17 protein-coding genes are annotated in these 17872 nt (G+C 63.7%); 7 read left to right on the top strand and 10 right to left on the bottom strand.

Going from position 1 to position 17872, the window contains the following annotated elements:
• Positions 1 to 40: 40 nt before the first annotated feature.
• The 6 genes from M3P27_13475 to M3P27_13500 all read left to right on the top strand — a co-directional run bounded on the left by M3P27_13475 (position 41) and on the right by M3P27_13500 (position 6866).
• Positions 41 to 2275, top strand: coding sequence for a PBP1A family penicillin-binding protein (locus M3P27_13475; protein MDP9269316.1), 2235 nt, complete (start codon positions 41 to 43; stop codon positions 2273 to 2275).
• Between the two features lie 129 nt (positions 2276 to 2404).
• Positions 2405 to 3133, top strand: a complete 729-nt coding sequence (locus M3P27_13480; protein MDP9269317.1) for a TetR/AcrR family transcriptional regulator — start codon at positions 2405 to 2407, stop codon at positions 3131 to 3133.
• Positions 3130 to 4194: an efflux RND transporter periplasmic adaptor subunit gene (locus tag M3P27_13485; GenBank protein ID MDP9269318.1), complete on the top strand. Its 1065-nt coding sequence runs from the start codon at positions 3130 to 3132 to the stop codon at positions 4192 to 4194. The genes M3P27_13480 and M3P27_13485 overlap by 4 nt, the downstream gene beginning before the upstream one ends.
• The gene (locus M3P27_13490; GenBank protein MDP9269319.1) at positions 4191 to 5240 is read left to right on the top strand and encodes an ATP-binding cassette domain-containing protein; all 1050 of its coding nucleotides are present in this window, start codon (positions 4191 to 4193) and stop codon (positions 5238 to 5240) included. Before M3P27_13485 ends, M3P27_13490 begins: the two co-directional genes overlap by 4 nt.
• An 8-nt stretch (positions 5241 to 5248) precedes the next feature.
• Positions 5249 to 6358: an ABC transporter permease gene (locus M3P27_13495; GenBank protein ID MDP9269320.1), complete on the top strand. Its 1110-nt coding sequence runs from the start codon at positions 5249 to 5251 to the stop codon at positions 6356 to 6358.
• Positions 6359 to 6374: 16 nt separating this feature from the next.
• Positions 6375 to 6866, top strand: a complete 492-nt coding sequence (locus M3P27_13500) for a hypothetical protein (GenBank protein MDP9269321.1) — start codon at positions 6375 to 6377, stop codon at positions 6864 to 6866.
• Here the strand turns inward: M3P27_13500 and fabD are convergent.
• The 6 genes from fabD to M3P27_13530 form a co-directional block, all read right to left on the bottom strand.
• Positions 6863 to 7852, bottom strand: coding sequence for an ACP S-malonyltransferase (gene fabD / locus M3P27_13505; GenBank protein MDP9269322.1), 990 nt, complete (start codon positions 7850 to 7852; stop codon positions 6863 to 6865). The genes M3P27_13500 and fabD overlap by 4 nt on opposite strands.
• On the bottom strand, positions 7849 to 8883 hold the full coding sequence (gene plsX / locus M3P27_13510) for a phosphate acyltransferase PlsX (GenBank protein ID MDP9269323.1): 1035 nt from the start codon (positions 8881 to 8883) through the stop codon (positions 7849 to 7851). Before plsX ends, fabD begins: the two co-directional genes overlap by 4 nt.
• A 17-nt stretch (positions 8884 to 8900) precedes the next feature.
• The gene (gene rpmF, locus M3P27_13515) at positions 8901 to 9083 is read right to left on the bottom strand and encodes a 50S ribosomal protein L32 (protein MDP9269324.1); all 183 of its coding nucleotides are present in this window, start codon (positions 9081 to 9083) and stop codon (positions 8901 to 8903) included.
• 59 nt (positions 9084 to 9142) lie between these two features.
• Positions 9143 to 9697, bottom strand: a complete 555-nt coding sequence (locus M3P27_13520; GenBank protein MDP9269325.1) for a DUF177 domain-containing protein — start codon at positions 9695 to 9697, stop codon at positions 9143 to 9145.
• A gap of 139 nt (positions 9698 to 9836) precedes the next feature.
• On the bottom strand, positions 9837 to 10313 hold the full coding sequence (locus M3P27_13525; protein ID MDP9269326.1) for a prepilin-type N-terminal cleavage/methylation domain-containing protein: 477 nt from the start codon (positions 10311 to 10313) through the stop codon (positions 9837 to 9839).
• Positions 10314 to 10595: 282 nt separating this feature from the next.
• Positions 10596 to 11309 carry a tetratricopeptide repeat protein gene (locus M3P27_13530; protein MDP9269327.1) on the bottom strand — a complete coding sequence of 238 codons (714 nt, stop codon included), beginning with the start codon at positions 11307 to 11309 and terminating at the stop codon, positions 10596 to 10598.
• Between the two features lie 170 nt (positions 11310 to 11479).
• Between M3P27_13530 and M3P27_13535 the strand changes: the two genes are divergently transcribed.
• A complete protein-coding gene (locus M3P27_13535) occupies positions 11480 to 14203 on the top strand; it encodes an AsmA family protein (GenBank protein ID MDP9269328.1) in 2724 nt (907 codons plus the stop codon).
• A gap of 156 nt (positions 14204 to 14359) precedes the next feature.
• On the opposite strand, the gene M3P27_13540 is transcribed toward M3P27_13535, so the two are convergent.
• From M3P27_13540 to M3P27_13555, 4 genes are all read right to left on the bottom strand, one after another.
• Positions 14360 to 14833 (bottom strand): VOC family protein, encoded by a 474-nt coding sequence (locus M3P27_13540; GenBank protein ID MDP9269329.1) that lies wholly within the window; start codon positions 14831 to 14833, stop codon positions 14360 to 14362.
• Positions 14834 to 14948: 115 nt separating this feature from the next.
• Positions 14949 to 15344 (bottom strand): TraR/DksA family transcriptional regulator, encoded by a 396-nt coding sequence (locus M3P27_13545; GenBank protein ID MDP9269330.1) that lies wholly within the window; start codon positions 15342 to 15344, stop codon positions 14949 to 14951.
• A gap of 516 nt (positions 15345 to 15860) precedes the next feature.
• On the bottom strand, positions 15861 to 17342 hold the full coding sequence (locus M3P27_13550) for a sigma-54 dependent transcriptional regulator (GenBank protein MDP9269331.1): 1482 nt from the start codon (positions 17340 to 17342) through the stop codon (positions 15861 to 15863).
• Between the two features lie 225 nt (positions 17343 to 17567).
• A partial coding sequence (locus M3P27_13555; GenBank protein ID MDP9269332.1) for an ATP-binding protein occupies positions 17568 to 17872 on the bottom strand: 305 nt, incomplete at its 5' end.

Consider the following 17872-nt stretch of genomic DNA (forward strand, 5'->3'; position numbering starts at 1 on the left):
TGGTACTATCGGGCCAGCTCTCGTTCTCCAAGCCGTTGGGATGAACCCTCTGATCGCAGAACTGCCCGCCTTCCAAGTGGCGGGAAAGAAGTACGTTGGACGCGTCGTCTTCGGGCTGCTCCTACTCGCTGCGGTGGTGAGCGGTGCGGCGGCCGGTCTATTCCTGGTTTATTCCACCGATCTGCCGCAGGTGAGCGAGCTCGAGCACTATCGCCCGAGCGCCGTCACCGAACTCTATGACGACCACGGTCGCGTGATCGCCTCGTTCGCGCTGCAGCGGCGCGTGATCGCCGGCTACGACGACTTCCCCAAAGTCTTGCGCGACGCCGTGACCTCCACCGAAGACAAGGATTTCGAGACGCATTGGGGCATCGATTTCTGGCGCATCCTGGGCGCGGCGTGGCGCGACGTGCGCTTGGGCAACCGCGCTCAGGGCGCGTCCACGCTGACGATGCAGCTCTCCCGCAATCTGTTCCTCTCGTCCGAGCGCAGCTTCCACCGCAAGATGCAGGAGCTGATGCTCTCCATCCAGATCGAACGCCGCTTCACCAAGCCGCAGATCTTCACCATGTACGCCAACCAGATCTACCTGGGACACGGCGTCTATGGTTTCGAGGCCGGTGCCGAGTACTACTTTGGCAAAAAGGCGAAAGACCTCACGCTTGACGAGGCCGCGGTGCTAGCGGCGCTGCCCAAGGGTCCGGGAGACTACTCGCCGATCAACCATCCTGACCGCGCGGAGAAGCGGCGGAACCTGGTGCTGAACGCCATGATGGAGGATGGCAAGATCACCGCCGAGGAAGCCGCGCGCGCGAAGAATGCGCCCCTGAAGCTGGAACTGCAGCCCGTGGCGACCTCCGCCGCACCGTATTTTGCGGAGGAGATACGGCGGTACCTGGAAAGGAAGTACGGGTCGGACGAGGTGCACCAAGGCGGCCTCCGGGTCTACACCTCGCTGAACCTGGAGATGCAGGAAGCGGCGAACCGCGCCGTGCTCGATGGCTTGGCGGCCTACGAACGGCGGCATGGCTGGAAAGGGAACCTGCGCAACGTGGTGAAGGGCGGCGAGACGCTCGCGAGCTACGAGCATCCGGATTGGAATGAGCGCGTCGGTCCAGGCAGCTACGTGCACGTCCTGGTGCTGGATTCGGGGCCGGCGTTAGCGGTGGTCAAGTTCGGGCGCTACACCGCGGCCATCGGAAAAGAAGAGATCACGTGGACGAGAGCCAAGTCGCCGCAGGAGATCCTGGCGCCCGGAGACGTGGCTTACGCGAAGGTGATAGCGCTCGGCGCCGACGGGCAAGCGAAGCTCACCTTGGAGCAGGATGCGGGCACGCAAGGCGGCTTGGTGGCGCTCGACAACGCCACCGGCGATATCAAGGCGATGGTAGGCGGGCGCGACTTCGACGAATCAAAATTCAATCGCGCCACGCAGGCGCTGCGCCAGGCGGGGTCGTCGTTCAAACCATACGTGTACACCGCCGCCATCGAGGCGGGAGCCTCCCCGGACGACATCATCCTCGATGCGCCCACGGTATTCAACACCGCGTCGGGACCGTACGCGCCCCACAACTACGACAACAAGTTCGAGGGGAACATCACGCTGCGGCGCGCGCTGGCGCAGTCGCGCAACATCCCGGCGCTGAAGCTCGCGGACCGCGTGGGCATCAACACCGTGATCGAATACGCGCACCGCTTCGGCATCACGTCGAAGATCCCGGCGTATCTGCCGGTAGCGCTGGGTTCGGCCGAGGTCACGCTGATCGAGCAGACCTCCGCATTCACCACCTTCCCGAATGACGGGGTGCGCGTGGCGCCGCGCTACGTCCGCAAAGTGACGGATTACGAAGGGCGCGTGCTGGAGGAGAATTATCCCGAGGTCAAGGATGTGATCAGCGCGGAAACGGCGCGCATCATGACCAGCTTGCTGCGCGAGGTGGTGTTGCACGGCACCGCGGCCGCCGCCAACTCGCTCAAAACTCCGCTCGGCGGGAAGACGGGTACGACCAACGACTTCACCGACGCCTGGTTCATCGGATTCTCGCCGTCGATCACCTGCGGCGTTTGGCTGGGGTTCGACGAGAAAAAGACCCTGGGCAAGCAAGAGACCGGTGGCCACGCCGCCTTGCCCATGTGGATGGAGTTCATGAAGGTCGCGCTCGCCGGACACGAGGGCGAGGACTTCCTGAACGCGCCGCCTTCGCCTCCCCGCAATGCCGTGGCGCAGAAGGCCGACACGCCGGACGAGATCCCGGGTGACGGCGAGGCGCATTGAGGCGCGCTGCGTCCCGGGCTAGCGCCGTCCTGTCCCCCATCCCCAGTGTTCCCCTCGCTCCCTCAGACCCAAAAAAGGCTTGCGCCGGATTGCGCCCGGGCCTAGTCTAACTAACTGGTTAATCAGCCCATGCCCAGCCCGCAGCTCAGTGGCCCCAGTTCGAAGGCGAAAGCGCGGCGCGGGCCGCGCGCCAACCCCGACGCCACGCGCAACGCCATCCTCGCGGCGGCGCTGCACGAGTTCGCCACCGAAGGTCCGTCGGGCGCCCGCACCGATCACATCACCCGCGCCGCCGGCGTGAACAAGGCCCTGCTCTACTACTACTACCACGACAAAGAAACGCTGTACGGCGCGGTGCTCGACGAAGTCTTCGGCAAGCTGGCGGCAACCATCAAGGCAGTGCTCGATCGCGACCTGCCACCGCGCGAAAAGATCCTCGCGGCGGCGGGAGCGCACTTCGATTTCGTCGCCCAGTCGCCCCTCTATCCGCGGTTGGTCCAGCGCGAGATGATGCGGGCGGGGCGAAGCGGCTCTCCGCATATCCGGCGGCTGGTCGCGAACTTCCTCAAGCCGATGCAGCGGCGCTGGATCGAGCTGCTCGAATCCGGCATGCGTAGCGGAGAATTTCGCAAGGTCGATGCCCATAACTTCGTGCTCTCCATCGTCGCGCTGAACGTCTTTTACTTCTCCAGCGCCCCGGTGGTCGCGGAGATCACCCGCGCGGACCCGCTGTCGCCGAAGATGGTCGCGCAGCGGCGGCGCGCGGTGCTCGACTTGCTCGCGGCTGGCCTGTTCCGGGAGCAGCGCGAGAGCGACTCGGCCCCACATCACAAGCAGGCACGAGGCAACACACGGTGAGTGCACGAAATCAATTCGGCATCATCCTGGGCGTGCTGCTGGTGTTGTCAGGCGCCTACTACGTCTTCTTCACTCCCCACTCGAGCGACCTGATCTTGATCGGGACGGTCGATGCGAACCAGGTGGTGGTGAGCGCGAAGATATCCGGGCGGGTGGAGCGGCTGGCGGTGGATGAAGGCACGCCGGTGAAGCGGGGCGACCTGATCGCCGAGTTGGACACCGCCGAGCTGAACGCGCAGGCCCAGGCCGCCGGCGCGCAGCTCGCCAGCTCGCGTGCCAAGGTCGCCGAGATGCTGGCGACGGAGCGGCTGACCAAGGGCACCACCTCGAGCGACGTGGTGAACGCGCAGGCGAAAGCGCAGGCCGCGCGCTCGCAGTTGAATGAGACGCTAGCCTTGCTCGATCGCGTCCGCAGTGACGCCGCGCGCGTCATGGCGCTGGCGAGGGATGGCGTGGCCTCGCAACAGCAGAAGGACCAGTCGGATGCGGACCTGCGCGCCGCACAGGCGCGGGTAAAGACGGCCCAGGACACGGTGGCGTCCGCCGATGCCGAGGTGAAGGCAGCGATCGCGCGCACGCAGCAGCAGAGCGCGGCGCAGAGCACGGTGGCATCGAGCGTTGCTCAGGCGCGGTCGGCGGCGGCGCAGCAGGCTGAGGCGGAGACGCGGCTGGGATACACGCGCGTGGTGTCGCCGGTCACCGGGACGGTGAGCGTCCGCGTGGCGCGCCAGGGCGAGGTGGTGATGGCGGGCGAGCCCATCGTGACCATCGTGGATTACACCGACACGTGGGTCCGCGCGGCGGTGCCGGAGACCGACGCCGACCACATCGCCATCGGCGACGTGTTCAAAGTCCGGTTGCCCTCGGGCGTCGAGACCGATGGCAAGGTCATCCTGAAGCAAGCCGAGGCAGATTTCGCTACGCAGCGCGATGTGAGCCGCAGCAAGCGTGACATCAAGGCGATCGGATTGAAGCTTTCTATCGCGAATCCCGGTGGCAGATTCACGCCCGGGATGACGGCGGAAGTGGTGATCCCAAAATCAAAGCTGGAGTCGAAGTGAACACCTTCGTGAAGAACGGCGGCGGCGAGCAGCCGGATTTCGCCTCGCGCCCGCGCATGATCCAGGTGGAGCACATCACCAAGCGCTACGGTGATTTCGTCGCGGTAGACGACGTGTCGTTCGACGTGGCGGAAGGCGAGATCTTCGGCTTGCTCGGCCCGAACGGCGCGGGTAAGTCAACCCTCATCCGCATGATGACCACGCTCATCGAGATCACCAGCGGCACCGCGATCATCGGCGGATACGACGTGCGCAAGGATCCGGACGCGGCCCGCCGGTTGATCGGCGTGATCCCGCAGGCCATGACCAGCGACCTCGACCTCACCGTCGGCGAGAACCTGAGCATCTACGCCAAGCTCTACGGGGTTCCCAAGCAAGCGCGCGAGCGCTCCATCGCCGAGCTGCTCGAGATGGTGGACCTGACGAAATGGAAAGACGCGCCCACCAAGACCCTCTCCGGCGGCATGCGGCGGCGGTTGGAGATCGCGCGCGGCCTGGTCCACAGTCCGAAGATATTCTTTCTCGATGAACCGACGACGGGCCTCGACCCCGTCTCGCGCGTGGCCGTGTGGGAGATGCTGACCGGCATCAAGGCAAAGCGCGGGCTCACCGTGCTGATCACCACGCATTACATGGATGAAGCCGACCGGCTCTGCGACCGCATCGCCATCGTGGACCACGGGCGCCTGATGGCGCTCGATACTCCGGCCAACCTGAAAGCCAGCGTGCCCGGTTCGAACGTGATCGAAGTGCAGTTCGAGACCATCCCGCCGGGATGGGAGGAGCGATTGCACAAGCTGAGCGACGTGCGTTCGGTACAGCATACCGGCGGCAACATGTTCCGCATCCTCTCCGATGAAGGCGCGCTCACCACCACCGAACTGGTGTCGATGGCGCTCGCGGAGCACGTGAAGATCAAGTCACTCTCGGTGCAGAACACCACCTTGGACGACGTGTTCGTGCATTACACCGGGCGCGGGTTGCGCGACGAGCAGGTGAAAGCGTTCGCCTACACCGGCATGCTGTTCGGCGGCGAGGCGCGATAGGAGAGACGATGCGGATGATGGCCATCATCGAGCGCGAGTTGCGGCGGTTCTTCCGCTCGCCGGCGTTGATGATGGCGTCGATGATCTTCCCGCTGGTGCAGCTGATCGTGCTGGGCAACGCGTTCGGCGGGAAGATCACGGACGCGCGCGTGGCCATCGTAGATCAGGATGGCGGACCGCAGGCGCTCAAGATCCGGCAGGCGTTCGACGCCATCCACTCCACCGCCAAGACGGTGACGCCGGTGCTCTACACCAGCGACAAGCAGGCGATGGAAGACGTGCGCAACGGCAAGATCGATGGCGCGATCGTGATCCCGCCGCAGTATTCGCAGCGCGTCTACGAGAAGAACCGGCCCCAGATCGCGCTCATCGTCGACAACACCGACAACTTCATGACGTCCACGCTGGAGGAAAAGCTCAACCAGCTGACCGTGGCCCTCAACCGTCCCGACGTGGAACCGCGCCTGCTGCAGCAGACTGCGCTCCAGGTGGTGGAACTCTATCCCTACATCGAGTACATGAAGTATCTGCTGCCGGGGTCGATCGCGCTGGCCATGTTCGTGAGCGTGATGATCGGCGGCGGCATGTTGTACATCGACGACAAGGCGCGCGGCATCCACGAAGGCTTTCTGGTCACGCCCATCACCAAGCTGGAACTGGTATTCGGGCTCACGCTTGCGGGCACGCTGAAGGCGATGGGCGCGGGAATCGTGCTCACGGTGATCGGCTCGCTGATCTGTGGCGTGAGCACGATCTTCAATCCCATCAAGCTGTTCTGGCTGCTCATCCTGATCGCGCTCACCTCGATGGCGTTCGTCACCATGATGTTCATGATCATGGTGCGGGTGGACGATCCGCTGGTGCCGCGCGCCATCTTCGGCATCCTCAACACGCTGCTCTTCTTTCCTTCGGGAGCGATCTATCCCATCAAGGCTTTTCCCGGCTGGCTGAAAGTGGTCGCGTGGATCGACCCTTTCAGTTATGCGGTGCACGGATTCAAAGCCTTGCTGCTGAAACAGGCCGGGCTCGCTGCAATCTGGGGCGACATGCTGTATCTTGCGGTATTCACGCTGGTGATGATGACCGGCGTCACGCTGCTGTTCAAGCGCACTCTCTGAACCTTGCCGGGATGTTATGTCCTCACTGCTGAACGCTCCCGCGTATGACGAGCCCCGCGAGAAGCGGCGGACGAAACTGATTTGGATCGGGATCGTCATCCTGCTGCTCCTGCTCGCCGGCCTCTACCGGATGCGCAACTGGACTTACGAGCGCACGGTCGACAACTTCTTCACCCGCATCGAGCAGAAGGATTTCGAAGCTGCCTACGCCATCTATCAGGCAGACCCGGACTGGAAGTCGCATCCGGAGAAGTACAAGAACTATTCCTTTGGGCAGTTCTACCTCGACTGGGGACCGAGCGGGGACTGGGGGCCGATCAAGAGTCACCACCAGATGTGCGCCGCCAGGATCGGTACCGGCGTGATCGTCGCCACCACGATCAATGGCCGGCCCGAGCCCGCATACATGTGGGTGGAGACGAAAGACCACACCATGACCGTGGCGCCCAGCCACCTGCGGCTCGAGTGTGGGGGGGTCTGGAAGTATCTGCGCGATCTAACGCGCTAGCGCTGCGCGAGCGAAGCGCCTTCGAAGTGGTTCACGACTCTCTGCAAAGAAGTCTCATCCTCCACGTTCAAGCAGGTCTTCGCGCGATCGATCTGGCGCATCAATCCGCCGAGGACCGTGCCCGGGCCAACCTCAACGAATGTCTCGGTCCCCTTGGCGATGAGGGCCTGGACGCAATCGGTCCAGCGGACGGCGCCAGTGACCTGGCGAATGAGTGCGTCGCGAGCCTTGTCTTCGCGAACGTTGTCGGGTGAGGTGATGACCTCGGCGTCCACGTTCGTGACCAGCGGGACATTCATGGGATGGAACGCTGCCGCTTTCAGCTCGGTGGCGAGACGGTCCTGCGCCGGCTGCATCAGCGCGCAATGGAAGGGCGCGCTGACGGGAAGCATGACGGCGCGCTTGGCGCCACGCTGCTTGGCCAGTTCCGCCGCGCGTTCGACCGCAGCCTTCGTGCCCGAGATCACGATCTGTCCGGGCGAGTTGATGTTTGCGGGCGAAACCACTTCGCCCTGCGCGCTCTCCGCGCAAACCTTTTCCACTTCCGCGAGCGACAGAGCGAGGATGGCAGCCATCGCGCCCAGCCCTGTGGGTACCGCCTCCTGCATATACCGGCCACGGTTGCGGACGATGCGGACCGCATCGTCAAAGGTCAGGGTGCCGGCGGCGACGTGCGCGGAGTATTCGCCGAGCGAGTGTCCGGCGACGAGGTTGGGTGCGATGCCTTTCTCGCGCAGCACACGAAACGCGGCCACCGAGACCGTGAGGATGGCCGGCTGCGTGACCTCCGTCATCTTCAAGCGCTCTTCCGGGCCTTCCCAGCAGAGTTGCGAAAGCTTGTAGCCGAGGGCGGCGTCGGCTTCGTCGAAGGTTTCCTGCGCTACGGGATACATGGCGGCAAGTTCGCGGCCCATGCCAACCGCCTGCGAGCCTTGGCCGGGGAAGAGAAAGGCTGTAGTGCGAAGGGTGCCGCCGGCCGTCGTCATGCCTGCACCGGGACCTCGACGCGCCGGGCGTGCGCGGCGAGTTCCTGCTCGATGGCGCCGTTGGTGCCGCCGGTGGCGAATTCCGAAGCGACGCGCAGCGCGTTCTTGATGGCGTTCGAGTTGGAGGAGCCGTGCGTGATGATGCAGACGCCCTTCAGCCCGAGCAGCGGCGCGCCGCCATATTCCGAATAATCGAGACGCTTCTTGAAGTCGGCAAAGGCGCGGCGCGAGAGCAGCGCGCCCATCTGCGAGGTGATGGTGGCGGAGAGCGACTGCTTGAGCAGATGGCGCACGGTCTCGACCATGCCTTCGGAGATCTTGAGCGCGACGTTGCCCACGAAGCCGTCGCACACGATCACGTCTACTTTGCCGTTGTAGAGGTCGCGCCCTTCCACGTTGCCGACAAAGTTCAGCGGCAGGCGCTTGAGCAGCGTATAGGCCTCGCGGGTGAGCTCATTGCCCTTGGACTCTTCCGCTCCGATGGAGAGCAGGCCCACGCTGGGACGCGCCGTCCCAAAAATAGTGCGGTAATAGATCTCGCCCATGATGGCGAACTGCTCGAGGTTGTGGGGTTTGGAGTCGACGTTCGCGCCCACGTCGATCATGATCGTCGCCTTGGAGTGGACGGCGGTAGGGAAGACGGCGGCGAGGCCGGGCCGGTCGACCTTGGGCAGGGCGCCGAGGACCATCTTCGCTGTGGCCATGGCGGCGCCAGTGTTGCCGGCGGTGACAAACCCCTGTGCGCGGCCTTCGCGGACAAGCCGCAGTCCCACGCGCAACGTGGAATCACGCTTGGAGCGGACGGCGGTCGCGGCCTTTTCGTGCATGCCGATGACCTCGCTCGCGTGCGCGATCTCGATGGGCAGATTCGAAGCGGCGGGATGGTGCGCGAGCTCGGCGCGGAGCACGTCTTCCTTGCCGACCAGGATCACCCCCAGCCCGTAATGGCGCGCGGCAAGGATCGCGCCTTCGACCTCAGGCTTCGGCGCCCGGTCCGAACCCATCGCATCGAGGCTGATGACTGCCGGCATCGGCAAGGAGAAAAGCGCTACTTGGACTCGACTTCCACGACTGCGCGGCCCTTGTAGTAGCCACACTTCGCGCAGGCCCGGTGCGGGACCTTACGCTCGTGACAGTTGGGGCACTCGGAGAGCGCGGGTGCAGACAGGAAATCGTGCGCGCGACGCCGCGAGGTGCGGGCTTTCGAGTGTCGCCGTTTCGGATTTGGCATGACAACCTCAACCATCTAACCCGGTCCCGCCGCGCGGGACCGCGCTGAATTTCAAGACTCTAACCGTCCAACTTGCTGCGCATCTCGCGCAGCGCGTTCCAGCGTGGATCCGAGCGGACGGGAACGCAGGCGCACTTCCCCTGGTTCAGGTTCTTCCCGCACTGCGCGCACAGGCCATTGCAATCCTCGCGGCAGACCGCCTTGACGGGTACGGAGAGCAACACCTGCTCGCGCAGCACGTCTTCCAGCGCCAACCCTTCACCCTTGTAAAAACCGACCTCGGTCTCCGCTTCGGAGATCGAGACCTCGTCATCGCGCTCCACCGCTCCCAAGGGACGGTAGAGCAGGTCAAAATCGGCCTGCACCTCGCGCGTGACCGGTTCCAGGCAGCGCGCACATTGGATCTCGACCTGGCCGGAAAACGAGCCGGTCAAGCGGATATCCTTGATCGTCTCTCTGACGCCGTGCGTGCGTTCTTCGAGCAACTCGGCACGGCCCTGGATACGCAGCGGTCCGCTCTGTTGCATCTCCGCTCCAAGGTCTACCTGACCGGCAGGGAATTCCCGGTCGAACTCGAGGGCCTCGGTCTCCACATCGCGGACACGGATGAACATACAGCAGGGCTCGCGCACCGCCTTCCCCGCAGCCACGACGGCAGCCGCACAGAAGGCGATATTCTGCTCAGGGCAAAATTCAAGAATAGCGGCGGCAGCGGCATAGTGTCAAGGAATGCACTGCTGCTGCCGCTTTCGACTACTGGAGTGACCGCGTGCAGACCGGTGGATTGCCCGCGTTCGGATCGAAGGTGATGATGCTCATCTGGTCAGAACAGAAGGAACGCCGGCCCGTACTTGGATCCATCGGGACAGCGATCAAGCCGTAGGCGTTGACTTGTGGCGCTCCGACCGCATTGATGATCAGGAAGGTGAAGCCGCTCTTCGGGCACGGCTGGGTCATGCAGCCGAGCACCCAATCCACCAAGCCGGAGCGGGCCGCGGTAGGAGCCATCGCGTTGCCGCCGAGCTTGGCGAGGTCATCGGCATAGCCGCCATAGATGATCTGATAGTTCTGTTGCGCGGTGTTCAAGGTACGGAGCGTCCCCACGGCGGAGGACTCGTTGGCCTGTATCCGGGCGGACAACAGGTTGGGGATCGCGATCGCCGCGATGATGAGTATGATCGCGACCACGATCAGCAGTTCGATCAACGAAAAGCCACGTTCACGTTCCATGCGCATGCGTCTACCCTGCTCTCCAAGACGAAGTGTTACTCTCAATAGCTAACGAAGTTCGTTCCTGGGGAGGGTACGAATGGGGAGGATGGGGCCGGCCACCGGCGGCTAAAACACGCCTCCTACTGGCAGCAGAAATATAACACAGCGGCCGATTCGAGCCAACCGCAGCCAGAGATTCGCACCCAGAAATTAAAAGATAGGCCAGGGCCTCCCCTAGGCCTATCTGCTTGTGTCTGCCCTAGTTAGACGGCCAGAGCTGCAGCTGGAAATATCCGAAGCTCACTTCTTGGGATTGTTGAGCCGCTGTTCTGCCAAGCGCCCGATCGGGCCACTGGGATCCTGGGCGCGGAGCTGCTGATAGACGCGGTTCGCGTCCGCCGGCGACGTCCGCTCCAGCAGCTCGGCTTTGGCGAGCAGCGCCATGGGCTTCGAGACCGCCGTGGTGGGGTGTTCCGCCAGCTGGTCGTAGATCGCCAGCGCCTCGGCATCGCGCTTGCTGCTGCGGTAAAAGGCAGCCAGGGCCATCTTGGCGAGTGATGCGAAGTCATCGCGGCGCGAGCCCGCGGCGGCCTTCAGTTCACGCTCGGCTGTCGCCGTGTCGCCGGCATCGATGGCGGCGACACCCGCGAGATACCGGGCGATCTCGCCGGAGCGGGTATAAGGATATTTTTCGGCGACCGCCAGAAACTGTTTCTCGGCTTCGCGGCCGCGCTCCGCGCTCGAAGCGAACGTCTGGATATCTGGCGGCGGTTGCTGGCCGGCAGCGCGCAGGGGACGGTCAAAGGTCCGCACCGCCTGCCCCAGCGCCATGCTAGCCTGCTCGTTCTGCCGGTCAAAGTAGAACCAGCCGCCGGCGAGGGCGGCGGCCAGCACGGCAAGCACGATGCCGGCGCCCACCAGGTTGCGTTTGTGGCCGAGCGCCCAGGAGAAGGTTTCTTGCGCGGCGTCGGTAAGGCGGTCGTGTTTGAGCTGATGTCGGGTATAACCAGGCACAGGTAGGGTCCTTACAGGTCGGCGGAAGTGGCTGCAACGCATGAGTTTAACAGGCCAAAAATGCTGGTGCAACCGAGCCGGGCCGCATCGGCTTCCAATCAAGGGAAGAATCCTTCTGCATCAGACAGCGATCAGGCCCCGCCCTGGCGGCGTGGCGAAAGAAAGACTACATGCGCAAAGCGGCGATCATCTTCGGGATCCTGGTGGTGCTGGTGGTCGCGGGCGCGCTCGCGCTGCCTTACCTGTTCGACGTGAACCGCTACCACGGCCGCATCCAGGCGGAGGTGCAGAAGCGGCTGGGGCGGGCAGCGTCACTCGGCCCCATGCGACTCAGCTTGTTGCCGTTCGCGATCCAGGTGCAAGGCGCCACCATCGCCGAAGACTCGAGCTTCGGTGAAGGCAAGGTCTTTGCGCGGGCGGACCGGCTGTATGTGCGGGCCGACCTGATCCCGCTGCTTCGCGGTGACGTCCGGCTACGCTCCCTGGAACTGGAGCGCCCGCAGATAGAACTCGTGCGCAACGCGGGCGGGGTATGGAACTTCGCCAGTCTCGGTCACGATCTGGCTGAGGTGCAGCAGAAGCCGCAGGAGTTCGCGCTCGACCAGTTGCGCATCCAAGACGGCCAGGTCACCATCACCGACGACCAGAAGCAGCAGCCGAGGACGATCTATGACCACATCGATCTTGCCATCGAGGACTATCGCCCGGGTCAGCCCTTCCTCGTCGCCTTGGCGGCGCATTTGCCGGGGGCGGGGAAACAGACGGCGCAGCTGAACGCGAAGGTCGGTCCCATCTTTGAGAAAGACGGCGAGAAGAACATGCTGCTCACGCCCATCGATGGCAAGCTGAAACTGGATGAGGTGTCGATCGCGGCCGTGCAACGCTTCCTGAACGTCCAGGCGTTGGCCGGCATAGATGGGATCACGAGCGGCGAAGCGAGCGTGAAGTCGCTCGCAGGCGATCTCGCCTCGAACGGCTCGCTGCGCATCGAGCAGGGCCGCGTCCGCGGCGTGGACATCGGATATCCCATCACGGCGGATTACGAGATCCAGGATGAGCTGACCAGCGGAGTGATCCGCATCAAGCAAGGCACGCTGAAACTCGGCGCGACGCCGCTATCGGTCACGGGCGTGATCAACACCGCGCCTGCGCCGGCGCAGATCGACCTGCGCGTGTGGACGCCCGAGGCTTCCATCGCCGAGATGGCGCGGCTCGCTTCCGCCTTCGGCGTGGCGTTCGATCCGGGAACCCAGATCGAGGGCCGCGTGCAGGCTGACGTCCAAGCCAAGGGCGCCGCCACGCAGCCGCTGCTCAACGGCACACTGCGCGCGAAGAACCTCACCATCAGCGGCAAAGGACTCAAGCAGCCGGTGCAGGTGCAAGGCGTCCAGTTGGTGATGACGCCCGAAGCGGTTCGCTCCAACGATTTTGCGGCGACGACCGCGGGCACCACGGTGGCGGTGCAGTTCGCGCTCACGCAGTACACCACCGCGAATCCGCAGGTGCAAGCGAGCGTGCGGTCGAATCGCGCGCAGCTCGACGACGTGCTGAACATCGCCCGCGCCTATGGCGCGCGGGCGGTCGAAGGCATGAGCGGCTCGGGGCGGCTCTCGCTCGACCTGCGTGCCGCAGGCGCGTTGAAGAATGCGTCGGCGATGGCGCTCTCCGGCACCGGCGCGCTCGAGAACGCGAAGCTCACCATGCCTTCGCTCGGCGCCCCGCTCAGCGTGCGCCGCGCTGACATCCGCTTCACCCAGAATTCCGCGGTGCTGCAGAACTTCGCCGGAGCGCTTGGCGACACCAACGCGACCGGGACTGTCACGCTGAAAAATTTTGCCGCGCCGCAGATCGAGTTCGCGCTCGCCGTCGACAAGCTGAACCTCAACGACCTTTCGACTTGGTTTCGAAAGCCCGCCGACGCCGGGCTCACGCCGCAGGCGGAATCGAAGTCGAGGTCCGCAGGCTTCCAGCAGGCAGTGGGCCGCGGCAAGGTGACGGTGGGCACCATCCTCTACGGCGAGATGACGATGAGCAACGCCCGGGCCGACGCCACACTGGATCATGGTGTCGTCCGGCTGTCGCCCATCACCGCCGAGGTCTATGGCGGAGTGCAGAACGGGTCCATCGTGATCGACACCCGCACCAACCCCATCCAGTACGCGGTCAATACGCGCATCGATCGCGTAGACGCGAACAAGCTGCTCTCCTCCACCACTTCGGTGAAGCAGATCCTCTACGGCTTGCTGATGGCGAACGCGAACACCACGTTCCGCTCCGGCGGAAGCTCCGATCAGATCGCAAGCTCGTTGAATGGTGATTTGGCGCTCGACCTGCGCAACGGCAAGATCGCGAACATGGACCTGTGGTACGAGATCGCCAACGCCGGCCGCTTCCTGGCGACGGGACAGCGGATGAAACCGTTCACCGATCTGCTCTCGCTCACCGGCAACTTCAATGTGCAGAACGGCGTGGCGCAAACCAACAACCTGAAAGCGGTGATCGACGGCGCGACGGTGTTCGGTGCTGGCGCCGTGAACCTTGCCGACCAGTCGCTGAACATGCGGGTGACCGCGGTGCTATCGAAGGAGCGCAGTCAGGAGGTGGGCGGCTCCGGGATCGGCGGCTTCATGATGACGGCGCTGGCCGACCAGAACGGCCAACTGATATTGCCGGTGATCATCAGCGGGACATTCTCGACTCCGCGCTTCACGCCCGATGTGCAGCGCATCGCCGAGATGAGGTTGCAGCAGACGATATCGGATCCGCTCGGCACCGCCGGCGGGATACTGGGCACCATCTTCGGCAGCAGGAAAGATCGTCAGGCGCCGGCGACCACGCCGCCGCAGCAGAATCAGCCGGCGAACAGCGAGCCGCCGCCCGAGCCCCCGAAGTAGCGTAGCCACGGAACAAAAAAGGCCGCCGTTTCCGGCGGCCGAATCATGCACCCATCGAGCACATGGCTATCCAACGGATGGAGCACGTCGGCATCGCCCTGAACTCAACGTACGGCTGACTGAACCAGAACTTAAGGACGTCTCGGCGTGTTCACGTCAGCCTCGCCGCGCTGCCTCGATGGCGGCGATGTCGATCTTCTTCATCGTCATCATCGCCTCGAAGGCACGCTTTGCCTCACCGCCACCAGCCGCCAGCGCATCGGTTAGGACGCGCGGGGTGATCTGCCAGGAGAGGCCCCAGCGGTCCTTGCACCAACCGCACTGGCTTTCCGTTCCGCCATCGCCGACGATCGCGTTCCAGTAACGGTCCGTCTCTTCCTGATTCTCCGTCGCGATCTGGAAAGAAAAGGCCTCGGTGTGCCTGAACGGTCCGCCGTTGAGACCGAGACAGGGAATGCCCAGGACGGTGAACTCCACCGTCAGCACATCGCCCTTCTTGCCGCCCGGATAGTCGCTGGGAGCGTTGTGAATGGCGGTTACTTTGCTATCCGGAAAGGTGACGGCGTAGAAGCGCGCCGCCTCATGCGCGTCCTTTTCGAACCCGAGGCAGATCGTGTTCTGCGGCTTCATGTTCGGGTGCTCCCTGTACTCGATTCTCAGATTACGGCTGGCTGAACCAAAACTGATGTTCCGAATTGCACCGACCCCGGCGTCCGGTTCCGGCGGCCTTTAGACTTTGCGCCGCTCAGGACGCAGGCTCGAGCTGGCCGTTCTCCATCTTCTCCTGGCACTCGATGCAGTACTTCGCCCACGGCACCGCTTCCAGCCGCTTCGGATTCATCTCCTTGCCGCAATTCGCGCACTCGCCAAACGTGCCTTCGCGGATGCGCGCGAGCGCCTCTTCTACTTGCGCCAGCAACTGGCGCTCGTTGTTGGATTGGCTGAAGAGGAACTCCTTGGTGTAGGAGTTCGCCGCCTTGTCGGCGATGTCCTGCGCGGATTCGAGGTCGGCGTCGCGCCCGTCTTGCACGTTACGCGAGACGATGCGCCGCAGTTCCTGCTGGCGCTCTTCCAGGCGCTTCTTGTATTGCTCGATCTTCTTCTTGTCCATCGTCCTTGCCGAGTCTTTATGCAATGGCATACGCGATACCGGAGGAATAAACGTTAGATGATAAGCGCGGGTGTGGGGAGCGTCAACTTGAGCGGAATCTGCTGGCGTGAGCGAGGCGGCGTAGCCCGCCGAGCGGGAGCCTGCACGCGAAATCCTGAGGAGCGGAGCGATGAAGGATCTCCCCAATCAAGGATCTCGCCCGGAACGCTCGAAGCGCAAAAAAAGTGGCCCCGTTTCCGGGGCCATCATAAAGAGGCAGAGGAGGAGAGAAAACTTAGGGAAGGCGTTGCATGTCCCGCGCAAGCGCGGAACCTTCAGATGGGACGTGTCGAGATTGTAGGAAGAGTGTGAAACTCATTAGGTTGCGGCCTCTTTTGTTGCCGACGTAAGCTGCAAGCGGCAAGCCAAAGCTGCGGCTGGTTGACGCCAAGTCCGGATCGCAGCGTAAGCTGTTGCTACGATTGAGGTTAAGAGAGGAATCTGCGCTCGATTTCCACAGCGATTGAGGGAGTCTGCGAATCCATATAGGGAACTACGGTGCCACTTCTATGCTGGCCGCTGCTTATTCTGAGCAGCGCGGTCGTTCTCTTCCATCGCCTTCAGCTTGTTCAGTAACGCCTTGTAACTGATTTTCAGGATCTTCGCGGCCTGGCGCCGGTTCCAGCGCGTCTGCGTGAGAACACGCTCGATGGCCTCGCGTTCGGCCAGCATCGCGGCGCGTTTTCCGATCTCCAGCAATGACGGCATGTTGTGCTCGGCGCTGCCGTTCCCCGGATCATAAGATGCGACCGCGGCGTTGGCGGCGATCACCTCCGGCGCCTGCGGAGCCGAGGCCGCGCCCTGCGAGCGCATGATGGGCTTGTGGGTGGAGAGCTCGCGGATGATCTGCGCCTCGTTGCCCACGATCACGTAGCGCTTCACCATGTTCTCCAGTTCGCGGATATTTCCGGGCCAGCTGTAATCCATCATCCGGCTGACGGCGTAGTCGGAAAAAGCGTGCGGCTGCTTGCCGTAGTACTCCGAATACTTGCGCAGGAAGAAATCCAGGAATATGGGGATCTCTTCACGCCGCTCGCGCAGCGGTGGGATGTGGATGGTGACCACGTTGAGGCGATAGAACAGGTCCTCTCGGAATGAGCCCTCTTCCACGGCGCGCTCGAGCGGCTTGTTGGTGGCAGAGAGCACGCGTACGTCGACGGCGATATCGCGCTTGCCGCCGAGGCGTGCGAACTCGCCATCCTGCAGCACGTGCAGCAGCTTGGCCTGCAACGCGGGGTGCATCTCGCTGATCTCGTCGAGGAAGATGGTGCCGTAGTTGGCCAGGTCGAACTTGCCCAGCTTCTGGCGGTTGGCGCCGGTAAAGGCGCCGGGCTCGTAACCGAACAGCTCGCTCTCCAGCAGTTCGTGGGGGATGGCGGCGCAGTTCACTTTCACGAACGGCTTGTCCCGGCGCGAGGAGCTCGAGTAGATGAGGCGGGCCACCACTTCCTTGCCCGCCCCGCTCTCCCCGCGGATGAGCACGGTGGCGGTGGTGTCGGCCACCTTCTCCACCGTCATCTTCACCTCTTCCATCTTCGGGCTGGTGCCGAAGAGCATGGTGAAATCCGCTTGCCGGCGCACTTGCTCGCGCAGTTGGGTGACTTCGCTCACCAGGCTCCGCTTGTCGAGCACCTTGGCGATGCGCAGGTCGAGCTCTTTCGGCTCGAAGGGTTTTTGCAAGTAGTCGTCGGCCCCGAGCTTGGAGGCGCGGAAGATGATGTCCGGGTCGTTCTGCCCGGAGATGATGATGACCGAGACATCCTGCTTGATCTGCTTGATCCGCTCCAGCGTCTCGATGCCGGTGATGCCCTGCATCGCCATATCGAGCAGGACGAGTGCGGGATCGTAGACGCGGAACATGCGGATCGCCTCCTCTCCGCTGCCGACGATCGAGACCTCATACCGCTTGGAGAGATGGGAATCGAGATACCGTGCCATCGACTGGTCGTCATCGACGATCATCACGCGCACCTTGGGGGGAACTGTCACCAGGGGGGAACCTCCGTGAACCGTCTGCCCGGCCAAATAGTGGCAGGGCGATATCCACCAGAACTTGGATGCAAATCCTTGGCAGCCGCTGTCTCGCCCCAGCCAAAAATCACACTCGAAAACCTGGTCAACCTGCCGCTAATCAGACATTTCCGGGGATAGGGGCTCGGGCGTCCTGCGCGCGCATTGTACCGCAGTTCCAACCAGTGGAATCAGAGTCGCTACTCAGGCGGTGACCGCGCTGCGGCCGGCTTTGGCGCGCTCCACCGCGGCGGGGAGCGAGACCAGGAACTTGGCGCCCCTGCCGAGCTTGCTCGCGACGGAGATCGTGCCGCCATGGGCCTCGACGATGCGCTGGGTAATGGCCAGGCCGAGGCCGGCGCCCTGAGCAGGCGTCCGGCGGCCGACCCGTCCGAACTCGTGAAACCCAAAGCAGGCCCAGCAGCTCTGGCTAGTCTGATGCTGGGGGCGAGAAAAACGTCTATGGAAAAACGTCGAGGCCCAGGGTGGAAAAGCAAACGGCGGGCGCG

Source organism: Acidobacteriota bacterium, assembly GCA_030774055.1.
Classification (GTDB): Bacteria; Acidobacteriota; Terriglobia; order Terriglobales; family Acidobacteriaceae; genus JACPNR01.